This is a genomic window from Streptomyces sp. NPDC046727, from assembly GCF_040645635.1.
GTDB lineage: Bacteria > Actinomycetota > Actinomycetes > Streptomycetales > Streptomycetaceae > Streptomyces.
Window position 1 is genome coordinate 20,777 of the sequence record NZ_JBEYYR010000055.1, and the last position, 24,757, is coordinate 45,533.

Sequence of the window (24,757 nt, forward strand, 5' to 3'; positions counted from 1 at the left end):
CTGCCTTATGTGACACCAACGGGTCAGCGGCGCCCGCCGGCCTCAGTCGCCGTCGAGACCGCACTCGGCCCAGATGACCTTGCCCCGGGGCAGGTAGCGCGTGCCCCAGCTCTGGGACAGCTGAGCGACGAGGAACAGGCCACGGCCGCCCTCGTCGGTGCTGGCCGCCCGGCGCAGGTGCGGGGCGGTGTTGCTGGTGTCGGAGACCTCGCAGATCAGGGTGCGGCCGAGGAGCAGCCGTACGCGGACGGGTCCGGAACCGTGCCGGATGGCGTTCGTGACCAGCTCGCTGAGCATCAGCTCGGCGGCGAACGCGGCTTCGTCGAGTCCCCAGTCGGCCAGCTGGCGCATGGCGCCGGCGCGGACCTCGCCGACGAGGGCCGGGTCGGGCGGCAGGTCCCAGCTGGCGATCCGGGCGGGGTCCAGGGCATGGGTGCGGGCGACGAGGAGGGCGATGTCGTCGCGGGGGTGCGCGGGCGCCACGCTGTTCAGGACCACCTGGCAGGTCTCCTCGGGGCTGCGCTGCGGGTGGGCCAGGGCCTCGCGCAGCTGGTCGAGGACCCGGTCGACGTCGCGGTACCGGTCCTCGATGAGCCCGTCGGTGTAGAGGACCAGCTGGCTGCCCTCGGGGAGGTCGGTCTCGACCGCTTCGAAGGGCAGGCCCCCCAGGCCGAGCGGGGGTCCGGCGGGCAGCTCCGCGAAGGACACCGTGCCGTCGGGGCTGACCAGCGCGGGGGGCGGATGCCCGGCGCGGGCCATGACGCACTTCTGCGTGGTGGGGTCGTAGATGGCGTACAGGCAGGTCGCGCCGATGATGTCCGCCGCGTCGGCGCCGGGGTCCTCGCGGTCCAGGCGTCCCACCAGGTTGTCGAGCTGGGTGAGGACCTCGTCCGGGGGGAAGTCGAGTTCGGCGAAGCTGCGTGCGGCGGTGCGCAGCCGGCCCATCGTGGCGGCGGAGAGCATGCCGTGGCCGACGACGTCCCCGACCATGAGGCCGATACGGGTGCCGGAGAGGGGGATGACGTCGTACCAGTCCCCGCCCACGTCGGATTCGGCGGGCAGATAGCGGTGGGCCACCTCGACGGCGTCCTGGTCGGGCAGCCCGTGCGGGAGCAGGCTGCGCTGCAGGGCCAGGACCATGGTCCGTTCGCGGGTGTAGCGCCGGGCGTTGTCGATGGACAGGGCGGCACGGGTGGCGAGTTCCTGGGCCAGCGAACGGTCGTCGTCGCCGAAGGGGGCGGGATCCCGCCCGCGGTAGAAGGCGGCGACGCCCAGGACGACACCGCGGGCGACCAGAGGGACGGCGATGAGGGAGTGGACGTGGGTCAGCAGCTCCTCGGTGTGCTCGGGATCGTGGGCGAGCCAGCCCGCGGCGACCTTCAGGTCCGGTTCCAGCACCGCCTCCCCGTCGGCCAGACAGCGCAGCTGGGGCGTGGTCGGGCCGTAGTCGACCTGCTTGCCGACCGGATGGAAGGGGCAGTCGTCACGGATGCCGTGGACCACCGTACGGCGCAGGTCGCCGTGCGGGTCGGCGGACTCCTCCCCGCGCAGTACGGCCTCGGGCAGGTCGATCGTGAGGTAGTCGGCGAGTTGCGGCACCGCCGTCTCCGCCAGTTCCTGGGCGGTGCGGCGCACGTCCAGGGTGGTGCCTATGCGCGTACTGGCCTCGGACAGCAGCTCCAGGCGGCGTCGTGCGGCCAGGGCGTGCCGCCCCACCTCCGGCTCCCCCACGAGCAGCAGCCCTCTCGACGGGGGCGAGGAGGCACGATGACCGTCCTCCGCTGCGATGCGGGTGACTCCCGTGGCGCCCGTGGCGACCCGGCCGGGGGCGGCGAGGGCCCCCGACGGCAGGACGACACGGGCGGCGGCAGGTCCGGACGGCGGGCTCGGCACCTCGTCGATCCGGCGCGAGGGCACGAGGGGATGCCGTGGTGCGGGGCCGGGCAGAACGGCCTCGATGGCCACGCCCACCACCCCGGTGGCACTCGTCATCGGACGGCTCAGCAGCGTGACACACCGGCCGTCGGACAGGGCGACGTGGACGGCGGCCCGCTGCGCGCAGGAGATCAGCTCGGTGGCCTTCTCCATGAGGAGCGCACGGTCGCGCGGGTGTTGTCCGAGAGCCAGTTCGTCCACTCCGACGGTGTGGTGACGGCCGACGGCGGCTTCGGCCTCGGTGTCGAGGTACGCCCGCAGCAGGGCGCGCTCGCGCGCGGAACTGTGCCTGAGCAACCGCTGTTCGATGGCCCGCGCCGCCTTGAGCAGCACCGTGGCCAGCGCGGGGTTGTCGAAGTCGCGGGGATAGCCGAAGCACAGTACGCCCTCGATACGGCCGCTGAGCGGGTCGCGGACCGGGAGTGCCCGGCAGGCGCTTCCCTGGGAGCGTTCGGCGAAGTGCTCGGCACCGTAGACCCGGATGAGCTGCCGCTCCGCCAGCGCGAGACCGATGCCGTTCGTCCCCGCGAACTGCTCGGCGAACACGAATCCCGGCACGCGCTGGATCGCCGGGAGGCTTCTGGCCAGGGACGCCTCTCCGAAACGGCGCATGAGGACCGTTCCGCTCGCATCGGCGACACAGATGTTCATCCGACTGCCGGCGAACCGGTACTGGAGCCGGTCGAGCACCGGTGCGGCCGCGCGGACGATCCGTGCCTCCGCGTCGAAGTCCTCCCGGAAGGGGAGGTCGAACCCGTCCGGCGAGAGCCCCAGGGCCCGGCAGCGTTGCCACGAGCTGGAGATGGGCGGGCGCACACCCGCTTCGACCGGCCCGCCCTCCAGGAAGCGCTCACGCGAACGGACGGGTTCTGTGCCGCCTGTCGCACGCCCCGTCGGCGTCGGTGCCCCGCCGAACCGAACCACGCTGCGCCTCACTCGCGAGAGTCCGCTTTTCAGGAACAGTCTGACATAGACGAGAATACGAACATTATGGGCATGGGGCACGGTTGGTCACAGGACCGCCACCGGGTTGACGGGCGAGCCCGTCCCGCCCGGTACCTTCAGCGGCGCCACGACCAGCAGGAAGTCGTACCGCCCGGCCTCCGCGGCGGCGACGGACAGGGCTTCCAGATCGAGGTTGTCCAGCAGCGGGACCCCCATCGCGGCCAGGGCCAGGGCGTGGACCGGCGAGTGCACGCCCTCCACGGGCGAGGGCCGTACATCGTTGTCACCGTCACCGCCCAGCAGGACGACGCCACGCTCGGCCAGCAGCGGTACGGCGTCCACATGGAAGCCCGCGCTCGCCGTGTCGGGGTCCCAGGCGCCGACCTCCGTGCGGCGGCGGACCTGACCGGAGCGCAGGAGCACCGCGTCGCCCGCGCCGATCGTCACACCGAGCGCCCGTTCCGCGGCGGTGACGTCCTGCGCGTGCACCGCTCGGCCGGGCTCCAGCCAGCGGACCCCGAGGACGGCGGGGAGGTCGAGGAGCACACCTCTCGTGACGAGCGGTCCCAGCGCCGACACCGCCCCGAAGCGGGCGCCCGCGGCGCCGACGACGTCGCCGGCCGCCCGGCCGTCGTAGAGCCGCCCCCGGTAGGCGATGTGGCACAGGGCGTCGAGATGGGTGACGGCCTTGCCGTGGTAGTCGGCGCCGATGAAGTCCTTGTGGGCGGAGGGTTCCCGGCTCTCCGCGTCATGCTCCGCGTCACCGAGATCGGTCATGTGGTGCAGCGCGGGCCTGCGGTTGTCGGGGCCGGGCCGGGTGTTCCAGGGCAGTGCCAACGGGACGACGACCCCGGACCGCACTCCGGCCGCGGCCCGCCGCACATGGTCCGCGGTCACCCGGTTCCAGGCACCGCGGTCGGCCGGGGTCCAGCGCCCCCAGGTGCGGACCGCCTCGAAGAGCGCGTCGAACTCCCGGCGGGAGACGGCGGGCCCGTTGCCGGTGACGGCTGGACGGGGATCCGGGGCATCGGCGGACTTCGATGTCATCTGTACTCAACCGTTCTCCGGGCGGGACGCGCAGGAGCCGGGCGCTCGTGATCAGCTCCAGCTTGGCACAGTGGCCGCGCGGGTTCAGTCCGGGAACCCGGGCCGCCGTGCGTCCTCCGGCCGATGCCGGCGCTCGCTGTGTGAGTCCAGGTGGGGGCCTCCGCCGTCTGGGACGACCATGGATGAAGACAACGTCCGCCGGTTCGGCACGCGCCACGGCGCCGGGCGGGAGGGAAGATGAGGCATGGGCACCACGGAATCCTCCCGAGGAGCCGTCGACCGGTCGGTCGCCGGTGCCGCCGCGCCGCCCAGTGGCCTGCTCGATCGGCTCAGCGTCGCCGCGGTGGTGCTGAACGCGAACGGCCAGGTCGTCTTCTGGAGCTCGAAGGCCGAGGAGCTGTTCGGCTACACCGCGGCGGAAGCGCTCGGCCAGTACGCGGCGCGTCTGACGGTCCACGAGGAGCACCGCGACCAGCTGATCAAGCTGTTCGCCGAGGTCATGGAATCCGGCACCGACTGGGCCGGAGCCTTTCCGATCCGGCACAAGGACGGCAGCACCCGCCTGGTGGAGTTCCGCAACATGCGACTGCTCGACGACCTCGGCGACCCCTACGCCCTGGGCCTCGCCGCGGACCAGGCCGCCGTGGCGCGGGTCGAGCGGGACGCCGCACTGGCCGTGCGTCTGGTGTCCCAGTCCCCGATAGGGCTGGCCATCCTGGACCCGGACCTGCGCTACCTGGCCGTCAATCCGGCTCTGGAACGCATCACCGGCCAGTCCGCCGCCGAGCGTCTCGGGCGGTCGGTCGGCGAGGTCCTGACCTTCCTGGACACGGACCCCGAGGCACGTCTGCGCCATGTCCTGGAGACCGGCGAGTCGGTCGTCGACCGGCACATCGTCTGCCGTCCCCCCGCCGACCCTGACCACGACCATGCATGGTCCGTCTCCTACTACCGGCTGGAGGACTCCGCCGGCCGGGTGCTGGGCCTGGCCTACTCCGTCATCGACGTCACCGAGCGACACCGGGCCGCCGCCGAGGCGACCCAGGCCCGGCAACGGCTGGCGCTGATCGCGAGGGCCTCCGCCTGCGTGGGTTCCACCCTCGATCTGGAGACGACGGCGCGCGAGCTGGCCGACCTCGTGGTGCCGGTCCTGGCCGATGTGGCCGCCGTGGACGTGCTCGACAGCGCCCTGCACGGCCGGACCGCGTCCCAGGAGGGCCCGGCCCTCTTCCGCGCCCTCGCCGTCAGCGCGACCCACTCCACCGTGGTGGCCCACGCGGCCGATCCGCCGGGGGGACTCGCTCGCTACGACAGTGACCGCCTGATCACCCGGTGCGTGCGTACCGGCGAACCGGTTCTGGTGCCCCGCACCACGCGCGGGGATCTGCAGCGCATCGCCCGCCACGGCGAAGCCGCCGCCCTCCTCGAAGCCGGCGGGGTGCACTCCTACCTGGCGGTACCGCTCATGGCCCGGGGCGAGGTCCTGGGCGCCCTCGACCTCGTACGCACCCGGAACCCCGCGCCGTTCGACGACGACGACGCGTTGCTCGCCAGTGAACTGGCCGCCCGGGCCGCGGTCTGCATCGACAACGCCCGCGGGTACCAGGCCCAGCGCCGCGCGGCCCTCACTCTCCAGCGCAGCCTGCTGCCCGAGGTCCCGTCGCACCTGCCGGGCCTGGAGGTCGCCTGCCGCTACCAGCCCGCCGGCGCCACGAGCGAGATCGGCGGCGACTGGTACGACGCCATTCCCCTGCGGTCGGACGAGACCGCCCTGATCGTCGGGGACGTCATGGGCAGCGGCATCAACGCCGCCGCCACCATGGGTCAACTCCGCAGCGCTGCCCGTGCCTTCGCCGAACTCGATCTCGCCCCGGCCGACGTCCTGTATCACCTCGATCACCTGATGGAAGGGGTCGAGCAGACCATCACCACCTGCATCTACTGCGCCTTCGACCCTCACCGGGGCCAGTGCCGGATGTGCCTGGCCGGCCACCTGCCCCCGGCGCTGCTGCGTGTCGGCCACGCGGCGCGGCTGCTCGACCTGCCCACCGGCGCACCCCTGGGCGTCGGCGGGGTCCCCTTCGAGGCCACCACGGTCCCCTTCCGCCCCGGCGACGAGCTGGCCCTCTACACCGACGGCCTGGTCGAAACCCGAAGCGAACCCATCGACGCCCGCCTGGACACCCTGCTCGACGCCCTCACCGCGATGCGTGGCCGCGATCTGGAGGACACCTGCGACCGCATCCTGGAGATTCTCCGGCCGCCCGGCGGCGAGGACGATGTCGCCCTGCTCATCGCGCGGGCCCAGCCCTGAGCGGCCGACGGACGTGGCGGGGCCCGGGAGTCGTATCCAGCTCCCGGGCCCCTGGGGATGCCACCCAATTGCGCACGCCGGCGGCGTTTAAGAGGACGGATCAGTCATCATGCCGTCGTGTTCTTCCTTTGAACTACCGCACCAGGAGAGAGGTGCAGGCGAGAGTCGAACTCGCATCCGACGGCGTTCGTCCGGCCTCGGTCGATCCGGCGATCGGCGGCGATGCTGAGACTGGAGCGAGAGTCTGAGATTGACCGCGGCCGGCCCTGCCGTGTTGGCTGCCGCCGCTCTTCAGGCTGAACTTCAGTGTCAGCTTGCGCTCCTCACGCGCGCCGGTCCTCAATCCGGCCCGCGCCTGTCGCGCACCCCCGCGCTCGCACGCGGGGGCGATCGTGGATGCTACCCGCGTCCGGCGTCAGCCGAGCAGGTAGCCGAACACGGCGTCGCCGACCCGCTGGTCGGTGACCTCGGCGCCGTTGGCCTCCTCGCGGGCGAACTTCACCGCCTGCTGGAGCTTCTCGACCCGTTCCACCAGCTCGTTCACCCGTCGCGCCGGGAGCGCTCCGGAGAACTTCACGGTCGTCCAGTACCCGATGGGCACGTCCTCGTAGTACACCTCGACCTGCGCCGGGTGCTTCTCGGTCGCCTCCGCCTTGACGTGGTTGCGGGGGACCTTCTTGGTACGGATCGTGCGCACCGGGTCCGTCTTCCACCAGTCCGTGGAAGGGTCGTGCGACCAGGACTCGGCGGCGTCCAGGGTGGGGAGCTTCCTGACGAACGCGTGCAGGTCGGTGAGCTGCTTCTCCAGGAAGAGGAGGTAGCTGACCGGGACGTCGGTGAGGATCGTCCGGCCGTCGACCGTGACGTCCGCGCGGGCGGCGCAGTTGGCCCAGTCCTTGGTGGCGGTCACGTCGAAGAGCCGGGTGAGCGAGGTGGACATCTCGCGCAGCACGTCCTCGGCCTGCACCTGCACCCGCGTGGACTCGGGCGGCAGCTGCTCGCCCTCCTCGTCCTTCGGCTGGTACGTACGCGAGATGCCCGCCAGCAGAGCCGGCTTCTGCACCTTGTGGTGCGCCGCGGTGATGTCCTGGAGCGACTTGCTCTTGACACCCTTCTCGACAGCGATGATCTGGTTCAGCTTCGCCACTTCGGTTCCCCCTTCGAACAGGCAGGAACGTATCCCACCGGCTCGAACACCCGCACTTGTTTTATCGCCCCGCCCCAGGGCGCGCTCCGGCGCGTGCGGATGCCCTGCTCACCCGGGAACCCGGGGAGCAGGGCATCCGCGTGCCGAATCAGCGGCCGAGCAGTTGCTTCACCTTCCTGCCCTTGGCGGACTCGCCCAGCGTGTCCCACAGCTTGGCCGAACCGGTGTACGTGTACACGCCCGGCGCCCCCTGCGCCGCGCAGCCGTCGCCGTACGACACGATGCCCGTCTGGTAGACCCCGCGGCGGCCCGGCAGCTTGCGGAACATCGGTCCGCCGCTGTCACCCTGGCAGGAGTCCTTGCCCTCGACGCCCGCGCAGACGTTGACCTTCTTGTCGTAACCCGGGTAGGACGCCTTGCACTCGATGTGCGACACGATCGGGACGTCCACCGCCCGCAGCCGGTCCGGGTAGTTCGGCACCTCCGTGTCGGTGTTGCCCCAGCCGATGACCGTGGCCTTGGAGCCGGGGCGGATGAGGGCGTCCGTGCCCGCGGTCGGCAGGTTGACCGGCGCGGTGCCGGTGACCGGCTTGTCCAGCATCAGGAACGCGATGTCGTACGCCTCCTGGCCCCTGACGTAGCGGGGGTGGACGACGATGTCGGTGACGTTGCGCAGGTGGCCCTGGTTCTTCTTGGACAGCACGGTGCGGCCGACGACCGTTTCGAGCTGCTTGGGCTGCGCGTCGACGACGCAGTGTGCGGCCGTCATGACGACGCCCGGGTCCAGCAGGCTGCCGCCGCAGAACTGCCGGTCCTGCGGGTTGCCCCGGCCCTTGTCCAGCAGCGCCGCCATGAACGGGTAGGAACCGACGGGCTTCTCGGTGCCGCCGATGATGGGACGGTCCGGGCGGCCGGGGTGCGCCGGTGTCGCCGCGCCGGCCGTCCCTGTGGACGTACCGACGAGCCCGAGCACCGCGCCGGCGGCGACGGCGGCGGAGGCGATCCGCCGGGGCGCGGTTCTGTGGGCGGTGGAAAGACCCATGGGGGGTGACTCCAATCTCCGAAGAGCCACCACGACGGGCCCGCCCGAGGCGCTCGACCGGGTCGGGCGAAGCGGGACTCACCCGTCGGCGGTGGCATGCCGCCCTGTCAGATGGGATCTTGCGGAGGGAGGTTGCGCGTCTTCCCGCCGGGCTCGGCTCACCTTCCTCGCGGCACGGCGGGAACGGGTGCCGGCCGTGCGCGCTCGGCGGCGGCGGGAGCTGCCAGGGCGAGCCGCCGGTGGGTGCGCCGGAGCATGGTGCGGGCCATGAAGGGGTGGACGCGCCGGACCGCGGCCCAGTACCACCTGCCCCGCCGGTTGTGGATCCGCACGACCGTGCCGAGCGTGACGTGACCGTCGTCGACGAGGATCGAGGCGCGGAAGTCGAGGTGGCCGGCGTCCTCACCCAGCAGCACCTCGCCGCCCTCGCGGCCCACCACCGGGAAGGAGGCCCCGCGCAGGACGCCCCGCCAGGACTCGGGGTCCCGCGGCATCCCGGGACGCAGCGGCATCCGGAACGCGTCGCTGTGGTCGACCCGCCCGAAGGCGGCACGGGCCAGGCGGGCGCCCGCCGGGAGGTCGCCGGCGGTGGCCTTCTCCCACGTGAGCCGGTGGAGCAACCGGACCCAGGGCGACCAGCGAACGGGGGCGGTCGCCGTCCCGGTGGTGGCCCGCTCGGCGTTGTCGAAGACCTCTTCGACCACCGTGTCGTGCATCCAGCGCACCGCCGGCGCCCAGCCCAGCGCCATCGGGCCGCCGCGCTGCAGCTCCAGGGTGTGCCGCAGGCGGCAGCGCTCCCGCCCCAGCGGTTCGACGACGAACTCGTGGTGGCCGCTCATGGGCGGGTGGAACGTGAAGCGGACGCGGCGGCCGGGCTCGTACGCGGTGACGCGGTAGCGGACGAAGCCGTGGCCGCCGTCCGCGCCGACACCCAGGGGCCGGTCGAACCGCATCGGGGGCCAGGCCGGCGCGGGCCAGAGCGGGTCGTGGGGCGAGGAGAGCCGGTCGAGCAGGGCCCCGACGGCCTGGGCGGGGGCCTCGATGGTGCGCGAGTGGACATTGCGGATCACGCGGAACCTGCGCATAACGCCTCCATACGCTGCCGTATGTTGCGGACCATACGGTAGCGTACGGTCATGGGGCAACGGCGTGACGGGGTCGCTCGCGAGGGCGGCCGGAAGCGGCTGACGGCGCGGGACTGGGCGGACGCCGCCCTGTCGGCCATGGGCGAAGGCGGTCTCCCGGCGGTCGCGGTCGAGCCGCTCGCCGCCCGTCTGGGCACCACAAAAGGCAGCTTCTACTGGCATTTCGCCAACCGTGAGTCGCTGATCGAGGCCGCGCTCGACCGCTGGGAGCAGAAGTCCACCGAGGCGATCATCGCCGGGCTGGCAGCCGAGCCCGATCCGGGGACGCGGCTGCGCAGACTCTTCGCCGAGGCGTCCGAACGCGCCGCCCACGACCCGCTGGAGGTCTCCCTGCCGGCCTCGGCCGGACACCCCAGGGTCGCCGCCGTACTGAGCCGGGTGACGGAGCGCCGCGTCGGCTACCTGGCACAGCTCTTCTCCGCACTGGGCTTCCCCCCGGACGAGGCACACCGCCGCGCCCTGCTGGCCTACACCGCCTACCTCGGGCACACCCAGCTGGTGCACGCGGTGCCGCAGACGCTTCCGGCCGGAGAGGACGGCAGGCGCTATCTGGACTCGGTGCTCGACACCCTGATGACGGCCGCACCGGAGTCCTAGGAGAACCACTCCATTGCCGGATTGCCTCCGGCCGGGCCGGCCGGGACCCTACTGTGCATGGAGAGAAGGCAAGGGACGAGGATCCGGCTGCTCGCGTCGGACGACGCGAGTCCGAAGGCCCGTGTCGATCCGGGCAGTCGATTCGAGGTGGTCGTCGCCACGGTCGTCGACTCCGATCTGCAGGCGGTCACGGACGCGACCACGAACAGTGAGACCAAGCAGCCGGCGCGCCTGTGCGGCAGCAGGTCGACCTGTCTGGCGATCGTCGAGATCGAATAGGGCGGAAGCGACGTGGAGCCATCGCTCGTCACCTCCCGATACGCGTTCAGGGTTCCGCTCTCCGACGGCTACGCCCTCTTCCACGCCGCCACGGGCAGCGTGCTCAGGCTCGGAGGTCCTGACGCCGAACGCCTGGCATCACTGCTGAGCGGAGACCGCCGCGTGGTGCCGGAAGACGCGCTGGGCCCCCAGCTGACGGCGCGACTGCGGCGCGCGGGGTTCCTCGTCACGCCGGAGACGGACGAGCTGGCCTCCGTGCGCGAGCGGTACTGGCAGGCTCGCGGCAACGCCCCCGTGGTGCTGTTGGTGACGACGACGATGGACTGCAACCTCGGGTGCTACTACTGCTACGAGTCGCGGTCCGGCGAAGCGCTGAGCGTGGGCGACGCCGACGCACTCGTGGAGATCGCCCGCCGGCGGCTGGGACGGCGGGGCAAGCGGACCCTGCACATCGACTGGTACGGCGGCGAGCCCCTGCTGAACGTCGAGTTCATGGAGCGGGCGTCGCGCCTCCTGCAGGACTTCTGCGCGGCCGAGGGAATCGTCTATCACGCCTCCGTGGTCTCCAACGGCACGCGCTGGCCGTCGGACGTGGGCGGCTTCGTGGCCCGGCACCGCATCAGGGAGGTGCAGATCTCCTTCGACGGACTCAAGGACCATCACGACCGCCGGCGCCGGTACCGCCCGAGCCATCGCACCGGAGGGAACGTCTCGTCGTTCGAGCAGGCGGTGGAACTCGTCGACACCCTCGTCCAGCACACGCGCGTGGACCTCCGCTTCAACGCGGACCACGGGAACGCGGGGGATCTGGCGGGCTTCATCGAGCTGGCCACGTCACGTGGCTGGTTCGCTGCGCCGTACCGGTGCGTCTTCATGGTCGCCAAGCTGTCCGCGTACTCGGACCGGTCGGCGTTCCTGCGCCCCCATGAACTCACGGACCAGGAGTTCGCACGGCTCCAGGCCACCGCCGAGCGTCTGTTGCCCGAGGAAGCCCGTGACGCCCAGGACATCGTCGACGGGTTCCCCTACCCGAAGACATCGGTCTGCGGGGCGTTGGCCTTCGATTCGGCCGTCGTGGGCGCGGACGGGCTCGAGTACCGCTGCGGCCTCCAGGTAGGTGAACGCCACCGCGCCGTCGGTGCCTTCGGGCGGCGCGGCCTGCCCCTCCTCACGGACGCGGCGCCGGGAGCGGACAGCGCATGGTGGGACACCTTCGACCCGACGCGTCTGCCGACCTGCTCACGCTGCTCCTTCCTTCCCGTGTGCTGGGGCGGCTGCCCCAAGAGACACCTTGAGGCCGACGCCCACGGGACGGCCGGCGAAGGCCGGTACTGGCGGCGGAACCTGCCACGCCAGGTGGCCGCCGGCTTCGGCGAGTCCCTCCCGGACGACTTCACGTACACGGAGCCGGACCAGTTCCGCGGAGGGTACGGGACGGCGACCGCCGAGACTCCCTGACGCCCCGCACGCCTACGCTCGGTGCCTCCCTCTCAGCACCTGGTCGGCTTCGGCACGCCAGTGCCGGGCGGCCCGCTCACCGCCCACCCGCCGTGCGTTCTCCACCATCTCGTCGAGCAGGTCGCGGGCGGCCTGCTCCTGGCCCCACACACGAAGGATCGAGGCCCGCAGCAGGCTGCTGTTCAGCCAGCGCTCGAACGCCTCGTGGCCGGCGTGACCGTCGACCAGCAGGCCGTAGGCGGCCCCGGACTGCCGTAGGGCCCGCTCCGCCAGGACGAGGCACCGGTTCGCCCTCGCCGTAAAGGCCAGCAGCGCACTGACCGAGGCACTGACCTCGGCGACCTCCCGGTGCGGATGGGCGTCCACCAGCAGGCCGAGCGTCGCGGCGGTGCACTCAAGCATCTCCAACCCCACGAAGGGAACGCCGGACCGGAGCGCCTCCACGGCGTCTTTCAGTCCCCTCCTGGCCGCGGCCAGTCGTTGCGGGACGTCGTCCGGCCGGGCGCCCAGCGTCGCTCGCAGCTCCGCGGCGACATCGGCGATCCGCGCCGACTCGGCGTCAGGGTCGTTCCCCGCCTCGGCCGCGCCGAGCACCTCCTCGAACGCCGCGAGCGCGCCCGCGCCGTCGCCGGCGCCGAGCAGGGCAAGGCCCAGCATGCGCCACATCCTGACGGTGAGGCCCGCGACATCCGTCCGGCCGGCCGCGGCGAGCCGGCCGTACGCGCCCAGTGCGACACGTGCCGTATCCGCCGCCCGTTCCGCGTTGCCGAGCAGCCGCAGTTTCTCGGCGAGCAGCCCGAAGACATCCGCGAGGTCGCTGTCGGTGAGGATCTCGCACGCGGCCCACTCCGCCGTCCGGACGGCCGTCTCCGCCTCGGTCAGAGCGGCGGCGTCATACCTCTGGGCCAGCATGAACACATTGGCCATGTTCCGTCGCGCGCCCAGCCAGGTCCTCGCCCTCGAGCGGTCCCATGGGGCGTCCAGGAGGGCGATCGCCGCCTCCGAGGCCTTGTACGCCGCGGCCGGGCGGCCCTGGCGCCGGTACACGATCCCCTGCTCCATGAGCAGGAGGGACCGGACCATGTCGGTGTCGCCGTCGGCGCCGCACGCGGGATCGTCCAGGACGGCGAACCCCCGCGCGAGGGCCTGCTGGGCCTCGTCCAGCCGGTCGATCTCCCGGAACGTCTCCGCCAGCTTGTGCAGGCTCTCGGCCAGCGAGGCGCCCCATCTGGCGACGCCCTCCAGCAGCACCAGACGGTCCCAGATCCCGATCGCCCGCTGTGCCGGTGCCACGGCCCGCAGGCGATCCTCGTGAGTGCGGGCCAAGGCCGCCTCGTGGTCGTACGCCAAGGCCAGCTGCTCGCTCAGCTCCGTCCGGCCGTCGCGGAGCACGGCGGTCCTGAGCAGCACGGCTGCCTCCCGGTAGGACGCGAGGGCCTCGACGCCCCGGTCCATGCCCTCCTCGCCCCGCCCCCGGAGGAAGACGGCGAGCCCCAGCGTCCCGCACAACTGGTGCCAGCCGAAGTCGCGCACCAGCGGGGTGCACAGTTCCACGGCGCGCACCGCATGGCCGTACTGCTCCGGGGAGTCCGCGGCCGCCGCCAGTGCCCGGTTGTGCCACAAGGTGGCCCGAGCGGCTTCCGCGGCCCGATGGGCCGGGCCGGTGAACGCGGCGAGTCCGGCGTCCGCCTCCTCCCACAACGGCGCGGCGGCCGTCGACCGGCCGGCTTGCTCCAGGCGCGCCGCCAGATTGGCGAGCGCCAGTGCCGCGTCCCTCTCCCCGCCCGCCGAACGGAACGTCTCGTGGGCCGCCCGGTACAGCGCGGCGGGGTCCTCGCCGCCGCCCAGTGCCGCGGCGGCGTTGGCCTTGGTCATCAGGATGTAGCCCAGCAAGGTCTTCGCCCGTACCGGATCGTCGACCAGCAGGGCCGCGGCGGCGGCCCGGTCGCACACCCGCAGCGACTGCTCGGGATCGCCCGCCTTGCGCAGTGCGATCGCGAGTGCGTTCAGGACCCCCGGCAACCCGGGGCGGGACAGCTCGGGCGGCGCCGCCTCCAGCACGTCCCGCGCCTCCCGGAAGCCGTCGACGGCGCCCTGAAGGTCCCCGAGTGCCTCCTGCACCTGGCCGATGTCATAGGCGCACCCGGCTCGCGTGTCCAGGAGCCGGTCGGCGGACGGCGCGTCAGGGCCCAGCAGTACCGACGCGGGCAGCTCCGCGAGGACACGGCGGGCCTCGCGGAGGGTCCTGAGGTCCTCCAGGAGGCGGGACCTGTTGTCGCCCCCGCGGCTCGGCCAGAACGCGACGGCATCCCTGAGGTCGAGCCCCGCGACCCGGTACGCCCAGTGCAGCCGCAGCCGGGGGTCCGGCCAGTTCCCCCCGCTCACCAGCTCCCTCCCGTACCACCCCGGCTCCGGTGCCTGGCCGCGTGGCGGCGGCTCGCACTCCAGGGCGGTTCCGGTCTCCTCGATCGCGACGGCGAGCAGGACGTCGGCCGCCTCGGCCAGTGACCGGGGGCGGTCCGACGGGTCGTACCGGAAGCAGGAGCGCAGCAGTTCGACGATGCGCGGCGGAAGGGGCAGGGCCTGTTCCGTGAGCTGCCCCAGCTCCGCGCATTCCAGAACCTCGGCCGCCCAGGCCCCGGAGAGCCAGGTCCGTTCCCGCACCAGCATCTCCAGCAGGGTCAGTGCCCAGCTCCACAGGTCGGCGCCGACGGTGAGTGCCCGGCCCTCTTCCTGCTCCGGGGAGACGTATGCGGCGGTGAAGGACCCCTCGGTGGCGATGACGGGTTCGTCGCGGGAGGCCGCGTACCTGGCGAGCGTGATGTCACGCGCATGCTCGGCGATCCGGCGTTGGTCGCTGCCCTCCGGCAGGCCGCCCACCAGGCTGTCCAGGTACGCCTCCGCGTGGATGCTCTCCTCGGTATGGGGCCGGGGTACGGCGGCCAGCCCGAAGTCCGCGATCTTGGCGGCCTCTTGATCGTCGAAGAGGATGTTGGCCGGCTTGACATCGAGATGCAGCAGCCCGGCCGCATGGGCCGCGTCGAGTCCCCAGGCGGTCTGGACTCCCACGGTGAGCACGCGACGCAGCGCCTGGGCCGGGCCTCCCCTGTAGAGCGCGCCGGACTGGATGCTGTCATGGAGGGAGCCGCCCGGTGCGTATTCGCTGAAGATCGCGGCACGGTCGCCGATGCTTCGGGTGAACCGGCATTCCACGACGTACGGGTGAGCCGGCAGCGCGATCCAGCGCTGGGCCTCGACCAGCAGCCGCCCCTGGTGGACGGGGTCCTCCGAGTGCAGCCGCTTCACGGCGTACCGCTCGTCCGACCGCTCGGCCCGGACCAGGGCGACCCGTCCGTAACTGCCGGTCCCCAGGTCCTTCTCCACGGTGAACTCGCCGAGCAGCGTCATCCCCGGCGCCCACTCCTGGTTCTCCGTCACGCTTCCCCCTCCGGTCGTTCGCGTCGCCCTCGGGGCGGCCTCACACGGCTGCCCGCAGCGCCTCGCCGAGCTGCTCGGCCGTGCGCGGACGCTCGCCGGAGCGCTCGTCGAGCGCCTGGTCCAGGACCTGGGCGAGCCGTTCCGGGATTTGGGCATCGCGCTCGCGCACCGGGACGGCCCTGCTCCGCCGGGTCGGGCCGTCCGAGTCCCGTGGGGCACGCCCGGTGAGCACGAAGTACAGAGAGGCCGCGCACGCCCACACGTCGACCGGAGGCTTGGCGTACTTGTACCGGACCACCTGCTCCATCGGCATGAACCGGATCGTGCCCGCGAACACCCCTGAGCGGGTCAGTCCGCTGAGCCCGGCCGTCTCGAACGCCTTGGCCAGCCCGAAGTCGGACAGCTTGGCGACAGGGGCGCCGTCCGGTCCCCGGCTCAGCAGGATGTTGTGCGGCTTGATGTCCCGGTGCACCGTTCCCCGCACGGTGTGGATGTGATGCACCGCCCGCAGCACGTCGAGGAAGAGCGGCACGGCCTCCCCGACGGGCAGCGGACCGTCCGCCCCGACGCGGTCCCCCAGCGAGCCGCCCTCGCACAACTCCATGACCAGGTAGGGAAGTCCGGCCTCGTTCCCCACCTCCTCCACCCGCACCACATGCGGATGCCGCACCCCCTGGTGCACGGCGATCTCGCGCTCGAACTGCACGATCCACTCGTCGGCCGGCTCCGGCAGACCCGCGCTCATGTCCGGTCGGATGAGCTTCAGCGCCCGGCGGCGCCCGTCCCCGCTGTGCACCACGGCGTGGACGACGCCCATCCCGCCCCGGCCGAGCTCGCGCTCGATCACCCAGCCGCCGATCTCCGGACGCGGCGGTCCGTCCATTGCCGTGTTTCCCATGGCCATCCCCCCGGAGGCAGTCACGCCCTGCCATGGTGCCCCACTTCGTCCGCAGTGGCGGGTGCGCGTGGTGCGCGGTTGGAGTGCATGGGTACGACAGGCGCACAAGGGGGCGCACACGCGCCCCGTCGACGGCCAGGAGCATGCGCCCCCTGCCGATGCCCGCGCGGGCCGTGCGCCGTCGGCGCCCCCCGTCTCTGGCGCACCGGGCTCCGGCACGCCTTCTCACGCCCTATGCTGCGCGGGTGGGGCCAAGGTGTCCCACGCAGCACGTCGCATGGGTGCCGCGGAGAAACCCCGCCCGTGGCGGCTGCGCTTCCGGTGGTGACCCTTCCGCACGGCATCGCCCGACAAGGTGAAACCGATGACGCATTTCCTGGACAGCCTTCCCTTCGACTGGAGCGCGCCCGGTGCTCGCGAACTGCGCGACCTGCTCGCCTCCTCCTACGACGAACCGGCCGAGGTGAGGGCCATGGCCCGGCAGGCGGGGGTCGCCACCCAGTACGTGAAATGGCAGCAGACGAGCAGCGCGGTCTGGTTCGATCTCATCACCGCCGCACGCAACCAGAACAAGCTGAGGTCGCTGCTCGCCCGGATCGACGAAGGACCGGATGCCGCCGTGGCGCAGCGCGTCCGTGAACTCGTCGCGGAACACCCGGTCGTCGAGGCTCCGGAACCACAGCCCCCGCCGGGCGCGTGGAAGCACTTCACCGCCCCGGACACCCGGGAACGGCAGATCTTCGCCGCCGCCACCTTCCAGGACGTGGCCTTCCTCCGAAGGGGTACGGAACAGGCCACCGGAGTCTGCCAGTTGAGGGTCACGGACCAGCGGGGCAACCGCTACCACGGCACCGCCTTCCGGGTCGGTCACGACCTGCTGCTGACCAACCATCACGTGCTGCACACCGCCGACGGCACACCCATGGCCGCCGTCGAGGCGTGGTTCGGATACGAACAGGACCTGGACGGGCGCGATCTGCACCACGTGACGGTCGCCTGCGACCCGGCCGGCGTCACCGGGGACGCCACGGACGACTGGGCCGTGATCGCAGTGGCCGAGCCCATGCCCGAGGAGGCGGTCGTCGTCCGTCTGGACGAACGGGCGACCGTGGAGGTCGGGGACCGGGTCTACATCATCCAGCACCCCAACGGCGGCGTGAAGAAGCTCGCCGCACGGCACAACGTCGTCCGCCACGTCGACGACCGGGTCGTGCAGTACTGGACCGACACCGACAAGGGATCGTCGGGCTCGCCCGTCTTCGACGAGCGATGGCGACTCGTCGCACTGCACCGCCGGCACACCTGGTCGGGCCGGCTGAGCGAGCAGGTGGAGTACCGCAACGAGGGCATCAGGATCGAACGGGTCGTCGCGGGCATGGCGAACGCGGGGCTGAGGTGAGACCGTGGTACACCTGCTCGACCGCACGGTCTTCACCCTTGACGACGACCCCCAGGCCCGCGAGCTGCTGGACGCGCTCCTCAAGGCCTACGAGGACGAGGACGGCGTCCGGCGCCTGGTCAAGACCGCCGGCCTGAGCCCGGTGGCCATCGACTGGAAGGGCCCCCTGGCCGACGTATGGCCGCGCGTGCTCGAACACGCCGCCTCCGAACGCCGGCTGAGGAAGCTGATCCAGGTCGTCTCGGAGAACGAGAACCTCGCCGCCTACGACATCTTCAAGCTGCTTCTCACCCAGGAGGACCCGGTCGGCACCTCCGACCCGTGCGCCGCCCTCCTGCTCGGCGCCGGACTGCCGCGAGCCTTCATCAACCGGCGCGAACTGCGCGGCACGCTGCGCGAGATGCTCGACGCGCGGGAGGGCCGCGTGCTGATCGTCGACGGCGACCGGCGGTCCGGCAAGACCTGGACCTGGTACCTGCTCTGCCATGTCCTGCGCGGGCGCGGGATCACCCCGTACAAGATCGACCTGTCGGCCTACGCGCAACCCGTCGAGGTCAGCGACATCGTGGCCGAACTCGAGGACCAACTCGGCTGGGAGCTGGGCCAGGACGACCCCTTCGCCTCGGAGGACGCCCGGGTCAGACGGGTGGTCAACCGCGCCAAGCAGCGGATGCGGGCCGCGCGGCAGGACCTCTGGCTGGTCTTCGACGGCCTGGTCAGGACGGCGCTGACCCCGCAGGCCCTGCGCCTGGTGGAGAGCCTCGCCGAGGCCGTGGCCGGGGGTGAGACCGGCGACCGGCTGAGCATCGTCCTCATCGCCTACGCCGGACAGCTGCGGCCGTCGGTCGACCCCTATGTGTGGCGCACCCACCTCGGCCCCATCCACGTACCGGACCTGCACGAGTTCTTCTGCGCCATCGCCGAGAGCGTGGGCACGCGCATGACCCCGGATGCCGCCGACGTGCTCGTCATGGACGTGCTGCGCGAAGCGGTCGGCGGCGACGTCGACCGCGACGCCCCCTTGCCCCTGGAGAAGATCTCCGCCGTGGCCGCCCTGCGCGGCCGGCAGCTCTGTCGGACGTACGGGGGAGCCGGTGTCTGAATCCTCTCCGTCGCGCGAGCTGACCTCGCGCGACGTCCTGAACCTGCTGCGCGAGACCGGGCCGGCGGCGACCCAGCCGCAGCCTCGCGACATCTCCCCCCAGCGGTGGGCGCTGCGGGCCGGAACCGCCCTGCTCGGCGCCTTCGACGCGGCCGAACTGGAGGGCCGGGGCGGCGACGGCGACTCCGAGGCCGCTGCCCTGCGGGAGTTCCTCACCCACGACTGCGACCGGGTGAACACCCGCCAGGGCCGGCGCTGGCGCCTCGTACCGTCCGTGCGCACCGCCACGCTGGAGCGGCTGCGCACCCCGGACGAACTGCTGGCGGCGCTGCGTTCGGGCGTCCCGGCCGGGCACGACACCGTCCGCGACTGCGCCGAGCAGGTACTGACCGGCACCGCGCCTGCCCTCGGAGACCGGAGCCTGGACGAGCTGCACGCCCTCCTCACCCTCGTCCGTTGGTTCGGCGACGCCACCGGAGCGCGCAGGGCCCTCGCCGAGCGCGCCGTGGATCTGCCCCGGCCGGACGACATCGAGCTGCACATCGAACGGGCCCGGCTGCTGCAGCCGCTGGAGGCACTCGCCGACGCCACGTTCTGCGGGCGCGAGCGGGAACTGGCCGCGCTGGCCAGGTACGTCGGTACCGAGGCACCGGGTACCGGGCCGGCGCCCGCGGACCGCCCGCCCGGCACCGGCCGACGCGACTGGCTGCTGATCCACGGTCCCGGAGGCGTCGGGAAATCCACCCTGGTGGCCCGGTTCGCCCTCGACTGCGTCGGCAGGACCCCGGCCGCACCGGAACTCCCCTTCGTCCACCTGCCCCTCGACCGCGCGGACCTGCCGCCGGAGCAGCCGCTCACCCTGCTCGGCGAGGCCCTGCGGCAGCTGCGGGTGCTCGTACCCGCACTCGACGTACCGGCCACGAGGGAACTGGAACGGGCCGTCCGCACCACCCTCGACGCGGACAACCGGGCGGAGAGCGAGGAGCAGGGCAGCAGAGGACCGAGGACGGGACGCGCCCACGACGAGACCAGCCTCGCCATGCTGTTCTCCCACCAGGTGGCAGCGGCGCCGGGGAACACGAACCGGCCCGTCCTGCTGTTCCTCGACACCTTCGAGCAGGCTCAGCGCAAGGGCCCGCTCGCCCTCGCCCGTCTCCTGGACTTCCTCGAAGTCCTCCAGGACGTGTGCCCCTGGCTGCGGATCGTCGCCGCGGGCCGGGCCCCGGTGGCGGACCGCCGGTTCGCGGAACTGCCGCTGCAAGGGTTCGATCCGGCCACGGCCCGGTCCTTCCTGTGCCGGCTGCTGCCCGGCTCCGGCGCCGAGTACGAGGCCGCCCTGGACGCCATCACCCGGACCGCCGGATCGGACCCGCTCAGCCTGAAGCTGGCCGCCGACCTCTTCCGCAGGGAGGGGGAGCGCGCCCTGAGCGACCCGGCGCTGCGCCGCCAGGTCCAGCTGCGCCTCCAGCCGGAGGAGGTGCAGGGCGTGCTCTACCGGCGCATCCTCGACCACCTGGAGGACCAGGACCTGCGCCGTATCGCCAGTCCGGGACTGACCGTCCGACGGGTGACACCCGACGTCATCCGCAGGGTGCTCGCCGAGCCCTGCGGCCTCGGACACGTCAGCGGACGGCGGGCCCGAGTCCTGTTCCACCGGCTCCGCGACGAGGCCGCGCTGGTGGCGGACGTGCCGGGGCAGGAAGCCGTCGTCCAGCGGGCGGACGTACGCCGCGTCATGCTGCCGATGCTCCGCGGCGACGCGGGCGAGGTGGTCGACCGGATCCACCACAGAGCCGTCACCTACTACCGGAGACTGGCCGAGACCGACCCCGCGAGCGCCGCCGAGCACCGGGCGGAGGAGCTGTACCACCGGATGTGCCTGGGGCAGGGAGCCAAGACGCTCGACCGCCGCTGGCTGGGGGAGGCCGGTCCGCTGCTCGACTCCGCCCTGGAGGAGCTGCCCGCCCGCAGCCAGGTGTACCTCTCCGAACGGCTGGGCCTCACCGCCCGCCCCGAGCTGTTGCGGCAGGCCGACGCCGAGACCTGGGCACGCCAGGCGCTGCGTGTCTGCACCAGACAGCTGGCCGAGGGCCGGGCCGACGCCGCGCTGGACCTGCTGGACGAACGCGCGGAGCAGGTCGGCGAGGACGCGCGGCTGGGCGCCCTGCGGATCCGCGCGCTCGCCGCGCTGGGCCGGACGGGCGAGGCGCGGGCCCTCGTCGAGCCGGTCCTCGAACTCGCCTCACGGGCCGGCGACCCCCGCGGTTTCGTGGACATCGCGGTGCGCGGGGCCCGCATCGAGGAGGACCTCGGACGCTTCGACGCCGCGCGCTCCCTGCTCGGTCAGGCGCGCGACGCCGCCGAGGCCGCCGCACTCGGAGAGGCGTCGCTGCTCACCGTCGCCGTGGCCGGACTGCGCCTGCACCGACGGGACGACACCGTCGACACGGCCGAGGCGGGACGGCTGCGCGCCGAGGTCCTGGAGCGTGTCGCACGCCTCGGCGCACGCGAACGCTCCCGGCACCCGGCACTGGTGCGCGAACTGGCCGCCGAGGTGGGCGACCAGGTGCCCGACCTGGTGTCGGAGTCGGCGCGTCAGCTCGGCGTCGATGTGACCGGCGCCACCGGGCAGGTCCTGCGCAGGTCGCTCAACGCGGAGGAGGTGCGCGACCTGGAGAGAACGACGCGGGCCGCACAGGAGACACCGGACTCCGCCGAGAAGCCTGTGGCAGGCGGATCCGACGCCGCCGATCTGATCGTCCACAACAACCACATCGCCCGGGGCGGCACGGTCGGGTCGTACATCGACAGCGGATCCGAGCACCAGCTCTCCTGGAGCCACGCGCTGGTCAACACCTACCAGTACGAGGTCGATCAACCGGAGTTCACGCGGACCGGCTCCGGCCGCCGCGGCGCATGGGTCGGCGGAGACCTGGCGCCCCGGGACGCGGTCGTCCTCGTACCCGGATTCATGGGCAGCGCCCTGGTCGACACCCACAGCGGCGAGCGAGTGTGGGGTCACGAGTCCGCCGAGGACCTCGCGCGCGCCTGGCTGCGGGGCGACGTCCGTGACCTGCGACTGACGGAGGACGAACTGCGGGGAGACCAGCGGCGGATCCGCCCCGTCTCCCTCCTGCGCACCCCTTCCTGGGCCCCCATGCTGGGCGGACTCGAATCGTACGAACCCCTGCGCCGGTGCGTCCGCTCCTACGTCGCACACCCCGACGCCGTGCTGGAGTTCCCCTACGACTGGCGGCTGGCGGTGACCCACAACGCCCGTCTCCTGGCCCAGGCGGCCGCATGGCATCTGGAGCGCTGGCGCGCCCACCCCGCGGTGTCCCGGCAGCGTGCGGACGGGAGCGGCGGGGCGCCGCCACGGCTGGTGGTGATCGCGCACTCCATGGGCGGGCTGGTCGCCTGCGGGGCGCTCGCCCTGGACACCTGGCTCGCGGAGAACACCAGGAGCGTCGTGTGCCTCGGCACACCCTTCCGGGGCATTCCCCAGACGGTGGGCATGCTGGATGCGCAGGCCACGTCCCGGCCATGGCCCCTGCCCACCCGCCGGATGCGGGAACTCCTGCGCACCTGGCCCGGGTTCTACGACCTGCTTCCCGACTACCGGTGCATCGAGGAGCATGGCCGCGTACGGCGCCTGCGACTCGACGACGTGGCGCGGCTGGGCGGCGACACGGCCCTCGCCCGGGAAGCCCTGAGCAGGCGGCCGAGCATCAAAGGGGCATCACTTCCGCAGCCCGTCGGCGCCGTCGTGGGCGTGGGAGAGCGCACCGTGCAGAGCGTCGACCTCACCGGCGGCACCGTCCGCCTGCAGTACACCACGCCACGTCTGGCCACCGACGGATCACCGTTGCGGGACGAGCGGGGGGCGCTGCTGCGCTGGGACGCCGGCGGAGACGGGACGGTGCCCACCGTCTCGGCCAACGCGCCGAGGCGCGCCGACCACTTCGTCCCGGTCCGGAGCGGCTCACTCGTGGTCGAGGAGTCGGTCATGTCGTTCGTGGCGGGCGTGCTGCTGTCCCCGCAACCGGGGCCGGAGCCGCCGCGCCCGACGACGGGGGAGGACACGCGGGACACCCGGGAAGGACGCCTGGCACGGTACGCGCCCGACGACGGTGGTATCGGGCTGCCCTCGGCGGAGGGCACCGCCTCCCTGTCCCTGCCCGAGGTGGCGGAGGCAGGGCGGCCCTACGAGATCCTCGTCCGCGGTGCCCTGGCCCGGGACGCCCGAGTGCGTTGCGACGGGGTGACCGGCCCTTCCTCGGCCGGCGCCGAGGTCGCGGCCGTGGGGCAGCCGCTGCCCGACGGTGAGGGGCTGCTGTTCCGTCTCGTCCTTCCCGCGCCGGGGTTCTACCGGGTCACGGTGGACTTCGGCGAGCGGTCGGTGGGCCGCCTGGTCCTCGCCGTCGATCCGGACGACGGGGAATGAGCCGAGCGGCAGCGGGATCGAGCCTGCGAGATGCCGCTCGGTCCCGCCCCGCGTGAGCAGACGGTGAAGAAATCGACACGGATAATCCCGGGTCGTTCCTTGGTGATTCAACCAGCGTGCAGGGCTGCACGTTTGCGTGCCGGTTGCCTCAGATGTGCGTGAATCTTGTGGAGATCGATCATTCCCGAGGTGTCAGGGGCACATCAAGGGATTGATCTGCTCGCGACAAGTAGGCACTCTCCTGAGCACGCGCAGCGCTGCCGTTCGAACGCAAATCCCCCCACTTCACGAGGAGACCCCTCTTGACGGCGCATCACAAACGCATAGGCAAGGCCAAGATCGTCACCGCGATCACGGCCGTCGCAACGGTCGTCGGTACCGCCCTGTACGTCTCCCCCGTCGCCCAGGCGGGACAGCCCGCGGAGGGCACCGTCTACGGTCTGAACGCCGAAGGAGCCGTGGCCGGCAGCTACATCGTCCTGTTGGACCAGAAGGCGTCGCAGGCCGAGAAGAAGGACCTGGCCACGGAGTACGGCGGAAGGCTCGGCCGGACCTACGGCTCGGCGGTCAACGGCTTCTCCGCCAGCGGCCTCTCCGAGACGGAGGCCAAGCGCCTCGCCGCCGACCCCGCGGTGTCCACGGTGGTCCAGAACAAGAAGTTCCACATCGATGCCACCCAGGACAAGCCGCCGTCCTGGGGCCTGGACCGCATCGACCAGCAGGACACGGCCGGCGACGGCAAGTACACCTACCCGGACAAGGCCGGGGAAGGGGTGACCGCGTACGTCATCGACACCGGCGTCCGCATCACCCACAAGGACTTCGAGGGGCGGGCCAGTTCCGGGTTCGACGCCGTCGACAACGACAACACCGCCGACGACGGCAACGGCCACGGCACCCACGTGGCGGGAACCATCGCCGGTGCCGCGCACGGGGTGGCCAAGAAGGCCAAGATCGTCGCGGTGAGAGTCCTCGACAACAACGGCTCCGGCACCACCGAGCAGGTCGTCGCCGGCATCGACTGGGTGACCAAGAACCACCAGGGTCCCTCGGTGGCCAACATGAGCCTCGGCGGAGGCGCGGACCCCGCTCTCGACGAGGCGGTCAAGAAGGCCATCGCCTCCGGTGTCACCTTCGCGGTCGCCGCCGGCAACGAGTCGGCGGACGCCGGGCAGGGTTCGCCGGCCCGGGTCCCCGAGGCCATCACGGTCGCCTCCAGCACCAAGGACGACGCCCAGTCGGACTTCTCCAACTTCGGCAAGACCGTGGACCTGTACGCGCCGGGCTCGGACATCACCTCGGACTGGAACGACAGCGACCAGGGCACCAAGACGATCTCCGGCACCTCCATGGCCACGCCCCACGTCACCGGAGCCGCCGCCGTCTACCTGGCCGGACACCCGGACGCCACGCCCGAGCAGGTCGCCACGGCGCTCACCGGTGCGGCGACCAGCGACAAGATCACCAACCCGAGCAGCGGAACCCCCAACAAGCTGCTGAAGGTCACTGAGTAGGTCCCCCAAGGACACCACGGCCCGGCGGTGCCGCCAGCGCGTACGGCGGCACC

15 protein-coding genes are annotated in these 24,757 nt (G+C 72.3%); 8 read left to right on the forward strand and 7 right to left on the reverse strand.

Features of this window, described 5'->3' with window-relative positions; translation table 11 throughout:
- Window positions 1-42: 42 nt before the first annotated feature.
- Together ABZ937_RS40100 and ABZ937_RS40105 are read right to left on the reverse strand one after the other, a co-directional pair.
- A complete protein-coding gene (locus ABZ937_RS40100; protein ID WP_361699892.1) occupies window positions 43-2,859 on the reverse strand; it encodes a SpoIIE family protein phosphatase in 2,817 nt (938 codons plus the stop codon).
- 87 nt (window positions 2,860-2,946) lie between these two features.
- On the reverse strand, window positions 2,947-3,927 hold the full coding sequence (locus tag ABZ937_RS40105) for a cyclase family protein (RefSeq protein WP_361699894.1): 981 nt from the start codon (window positions 3,925-3,927) through the stop codon (window positions 2,947-2,949).
- A gap of 244 nt (window positions 3,928-4,171) precedes the next feature.
- Here ABZ937_RS40105 and ABZ937_RS40110 point away from each other — a divergent pair, with 244 nt between their 5' ends.
- Window positions 4,172-6,241, forward strand: coding sequence for a SpoIIE family protein phosphatase (locus tag ABZ937_RS40110; protein WP_361699896.1), 2,070 nt, complete (start codon window positions 4,172-4,174; stop codon window positions 6,239-6,241).
- Window positions 6,242-6,656: 415 nt separating this feature from the next.
- Here ABZ937_RS40110 and ABZ937_RS40115 read toward each other — a convergent pair whose 3' ends face one another.
- The 3 genes from ABZ937_RS40115 to ABZ937_RS40125 all read right to left on the reverse strand — a co-directional run bounded on the left by ABZ937_RS40115 (window position 6,657) and on the right by ABZ937_RS40125 (window position 9,515).
- Complete coding sequence (locus ABZ937_RS40115; RefSeq protein ID WP_361699899.1) at window positions 6,657-7,388, reverse strand: hypothetical protein; 732 nt, start codon at window positions 7,386-7,388, stop codon at window positions 6,657-6,659.
- 148 nt (window positions 7,389-7,536) lie between these two features.
- Window positions 7,537-8,430, reverse strand: coding sequence for a serine protease (locus ABZ937_RS40120; protein ID WP_361699901.1), 894 nt, complete (start codon window positions 8,428-8,430; stop codon window positions 7,537-7,539).
- Window positions 8,431-8,588: 158 nt separating this feature from the next.
- On the reverse strand, window positions 8,589-9,515 hold the full coding sequence (locus ABZ937_RS40125) for a DUF2867 domain-containing protein (protein WP_361699904.1): 927 nt from the start codon (window positions 9,513-9,515) through the stop codon (window positions 8,589-8,591).
- Window positions 9,516-9,566: 51 nt separating this feature from the next.
- Here ABZ937_RS40125 and ABZ937_RS40130 point away from each other — a divergent pair, with 51 nt between their 5' ends.
- From ABZ937_RS40130 to ABZ937_RS40140, 3 genes are read left to right on the forward strand one after another with little or no spacing between them, the layout of a single operon-like run.
- The gene (locus tag ABZ937_RS40130) at window positions 9,567-10,172 is read left to right on the forward strand and encodes a TetR/AcrR family transcriptional regulator (protein ID WP_361699907.1); all 606 of its coding nucleotides are present in this window, start codon (window positions 9,567-9,569) and stop codon (window positions 10,170-10,172) included.
- Window positions 10,173-10,229: 57 nt separating this feature from the next.
- The gene (locus ABZ937_RS40135) at window positions 10,230-10,451 is read left to right on the forward strand and encodes a hypothetical protein (RefSeq protein WP_361699909.1); all 222 of its coding nucleotides are present in this window, start codon (window positions 10,230-10,232) and stop codon (window positions 10,449-10,451) included.
- A gap of 12 nt (window positions 10,452-10,463) precedes the next feature.
- Entirely contained in the window at window positions 10,464-11,909 is a 1,446-nt protein-coding gene (locus ABZ937_RS40140; protein WP_361699911.1) for a radical SAM protein, read from the forward strand.
- Between the two features lie 12 nt (window positions 11,910-11,921).
- Here ABZ937_RS40140 and ABZ937_RS40145 read toward each other — a convergent pair whose 3' ends face one another.
- On the reverse strand, window positions 11,922-15,347 hold the full coding sequence (locus ABZ937_RS40145) for a serine/threonine-protein kinase (protein ID WP_361699914.1): 3,426 nt from the start codon (window positions 15,345-15,347) through the stop codon (window positions 11,922-11,924).
- A gap of 40 nt (window positions 15,348-15,387) precedes the next feature.
- The gene (locus tag ABZ937_RS40150) at window positions 15,388-16,245 is read right to left on the reverse strand and encodes a serine/threonine-protein kinase (RefSeq protein ID WP_361699916.1); all 858 of its coding nucleotides are present in this window, start codon (window positions 16,243-16,245) and stop codon (window positions 15,388-15,390) included.
- A 364-nt stretch (window positions 16,246-16,609) separates the two neighbouring features.
- On the opposite strand from ABZ937_RS40150, the gene ABZ937_RS40155 reads away from it, so the two are divergent.
- The 4 genes from ABZ937_RS40155 (at window position 16,610) to ABZ937_RS40170 (ending at window position 24,704) form a co-directional block, all read left to right on the forward strand.
- The gene (locus tag ABZ937_RS40155) at window positions 16,610-17,644 is read left to right on the forward strand and encodes a trypsin-like peptidase domain-containing protein (protein ID WP_361699919.1); all 1,035 of its coding nucleotides are present in this window, start codon (window positions 16,610-16,612) and stop codon (window positions 17,642-17,644) included.
- A 4-nt stretch (window positions 17,645-17,648) separates the two neighbouring features.
- Window positions 17,649-18,746 carry an effector-associated domain EAD1-containing protein gene (locus ABZ937_RS40160; RefSeq protein ID WP_361699922.1) on the forward strand — a complete coding sequence of 366 codons (1,098 nt, stop codon included), beginning with the start codon at window positions 17,649-17,651 and terminating at the stop codon, window positions 18,744-18,746.
- Complete coding sequence (locus tag ABZ937_RS40165; protein WP_361699925.1) at window positions 18,739-23,190, forward strand: AAA family ATPase; 4,452 nt, start codon at window positions 18,739-18,741, stop codon at window positions 23,188-23,190. Before ABZ937_RS40160 ends, ABZ937_RS40165 begins: the two co-directional genes overlap by 8 nt.
- A gap of 302 nt (window positions 23,191-23,492) precedes the next feature.
- Window positions 23,493-24,704 (forward strand): S8 family peptidase, encoded by a 1,212-nt coding sequence (locus ABZ937_RS40170; protein WP_361699928.1) that lies wholly within the window; start codon window positions 23,493-23,495, stop codon window positions 24,702-24,704.
- The last annotated feature ends 53 nt before the right edge of the window (window positions 24,705-24,757 follow it).

What these genes read in the sequence shown, in the direction of transcription:
- ABZ937_RS40130 (WP_361699907.1), top strand. Translation starts at nt 9,567, where the DNA reads ATGGGGCAACGGCGTGACGGGGTCGCTCGCGAGGGCGGCCGGAAGCGG.
- ABZ937_RS40125 (WP_361699904.1), bottom strand. Translation starts at nt 9,515, where the DNA reads ATGCGCAGGTTCCGCGTGATCCGCAATGTCCACTCGCGCACCATCGAG.
- ABZ937_RS40135 (WP_361699909.1), top strand. Translation starts at nt 10,230, where the DNA reads ATGGAGAGAAGGCAAGGGACGAGGATCCGGCTGCTCGCGTCGGACGAC.
- ABZ937_RS40120 (WP_361699901.1), bottom strand. Translation starts at nt 8,430, where the DNA reads ATGGGTCTTTCCACCGCCCACAGAACCGCGCCCCGGCGGATCGCCTCC.
- ABZ937_RS40150 (WP_361699916.1), bottom strand. Translation starts at nt 16,245, where the DNA reads ATGGGAAACACGGCAATGGACGGACCGCCGCGTCCGGAGATCGGCGGC.
- ABZ937_RS40155 (WP_361699919.1), top strand. Translation starts at nt 16,610, where the DNA reads ATGACGCATTTCCTGGACAGCCTTCCCTTCGACTGGAGCGCGCCCGGT.
- ABZ937_RS40110 (WP_361699896.1), top strand. Translation starts at nt 4,172, where the DNA reads ATGGGCACCACGGAATCCTCCCGAGGAGCCGTCGACCGGTCGGTCGCC.
- ABZ937_RS40105 (WP_361699894.1), bottom strand. Translation starts at nt 3,927, where the DNA reads ATGACATCGAAGTCCGCCGATGCCCCGGATCCCCGTCCAGCCGTCACC.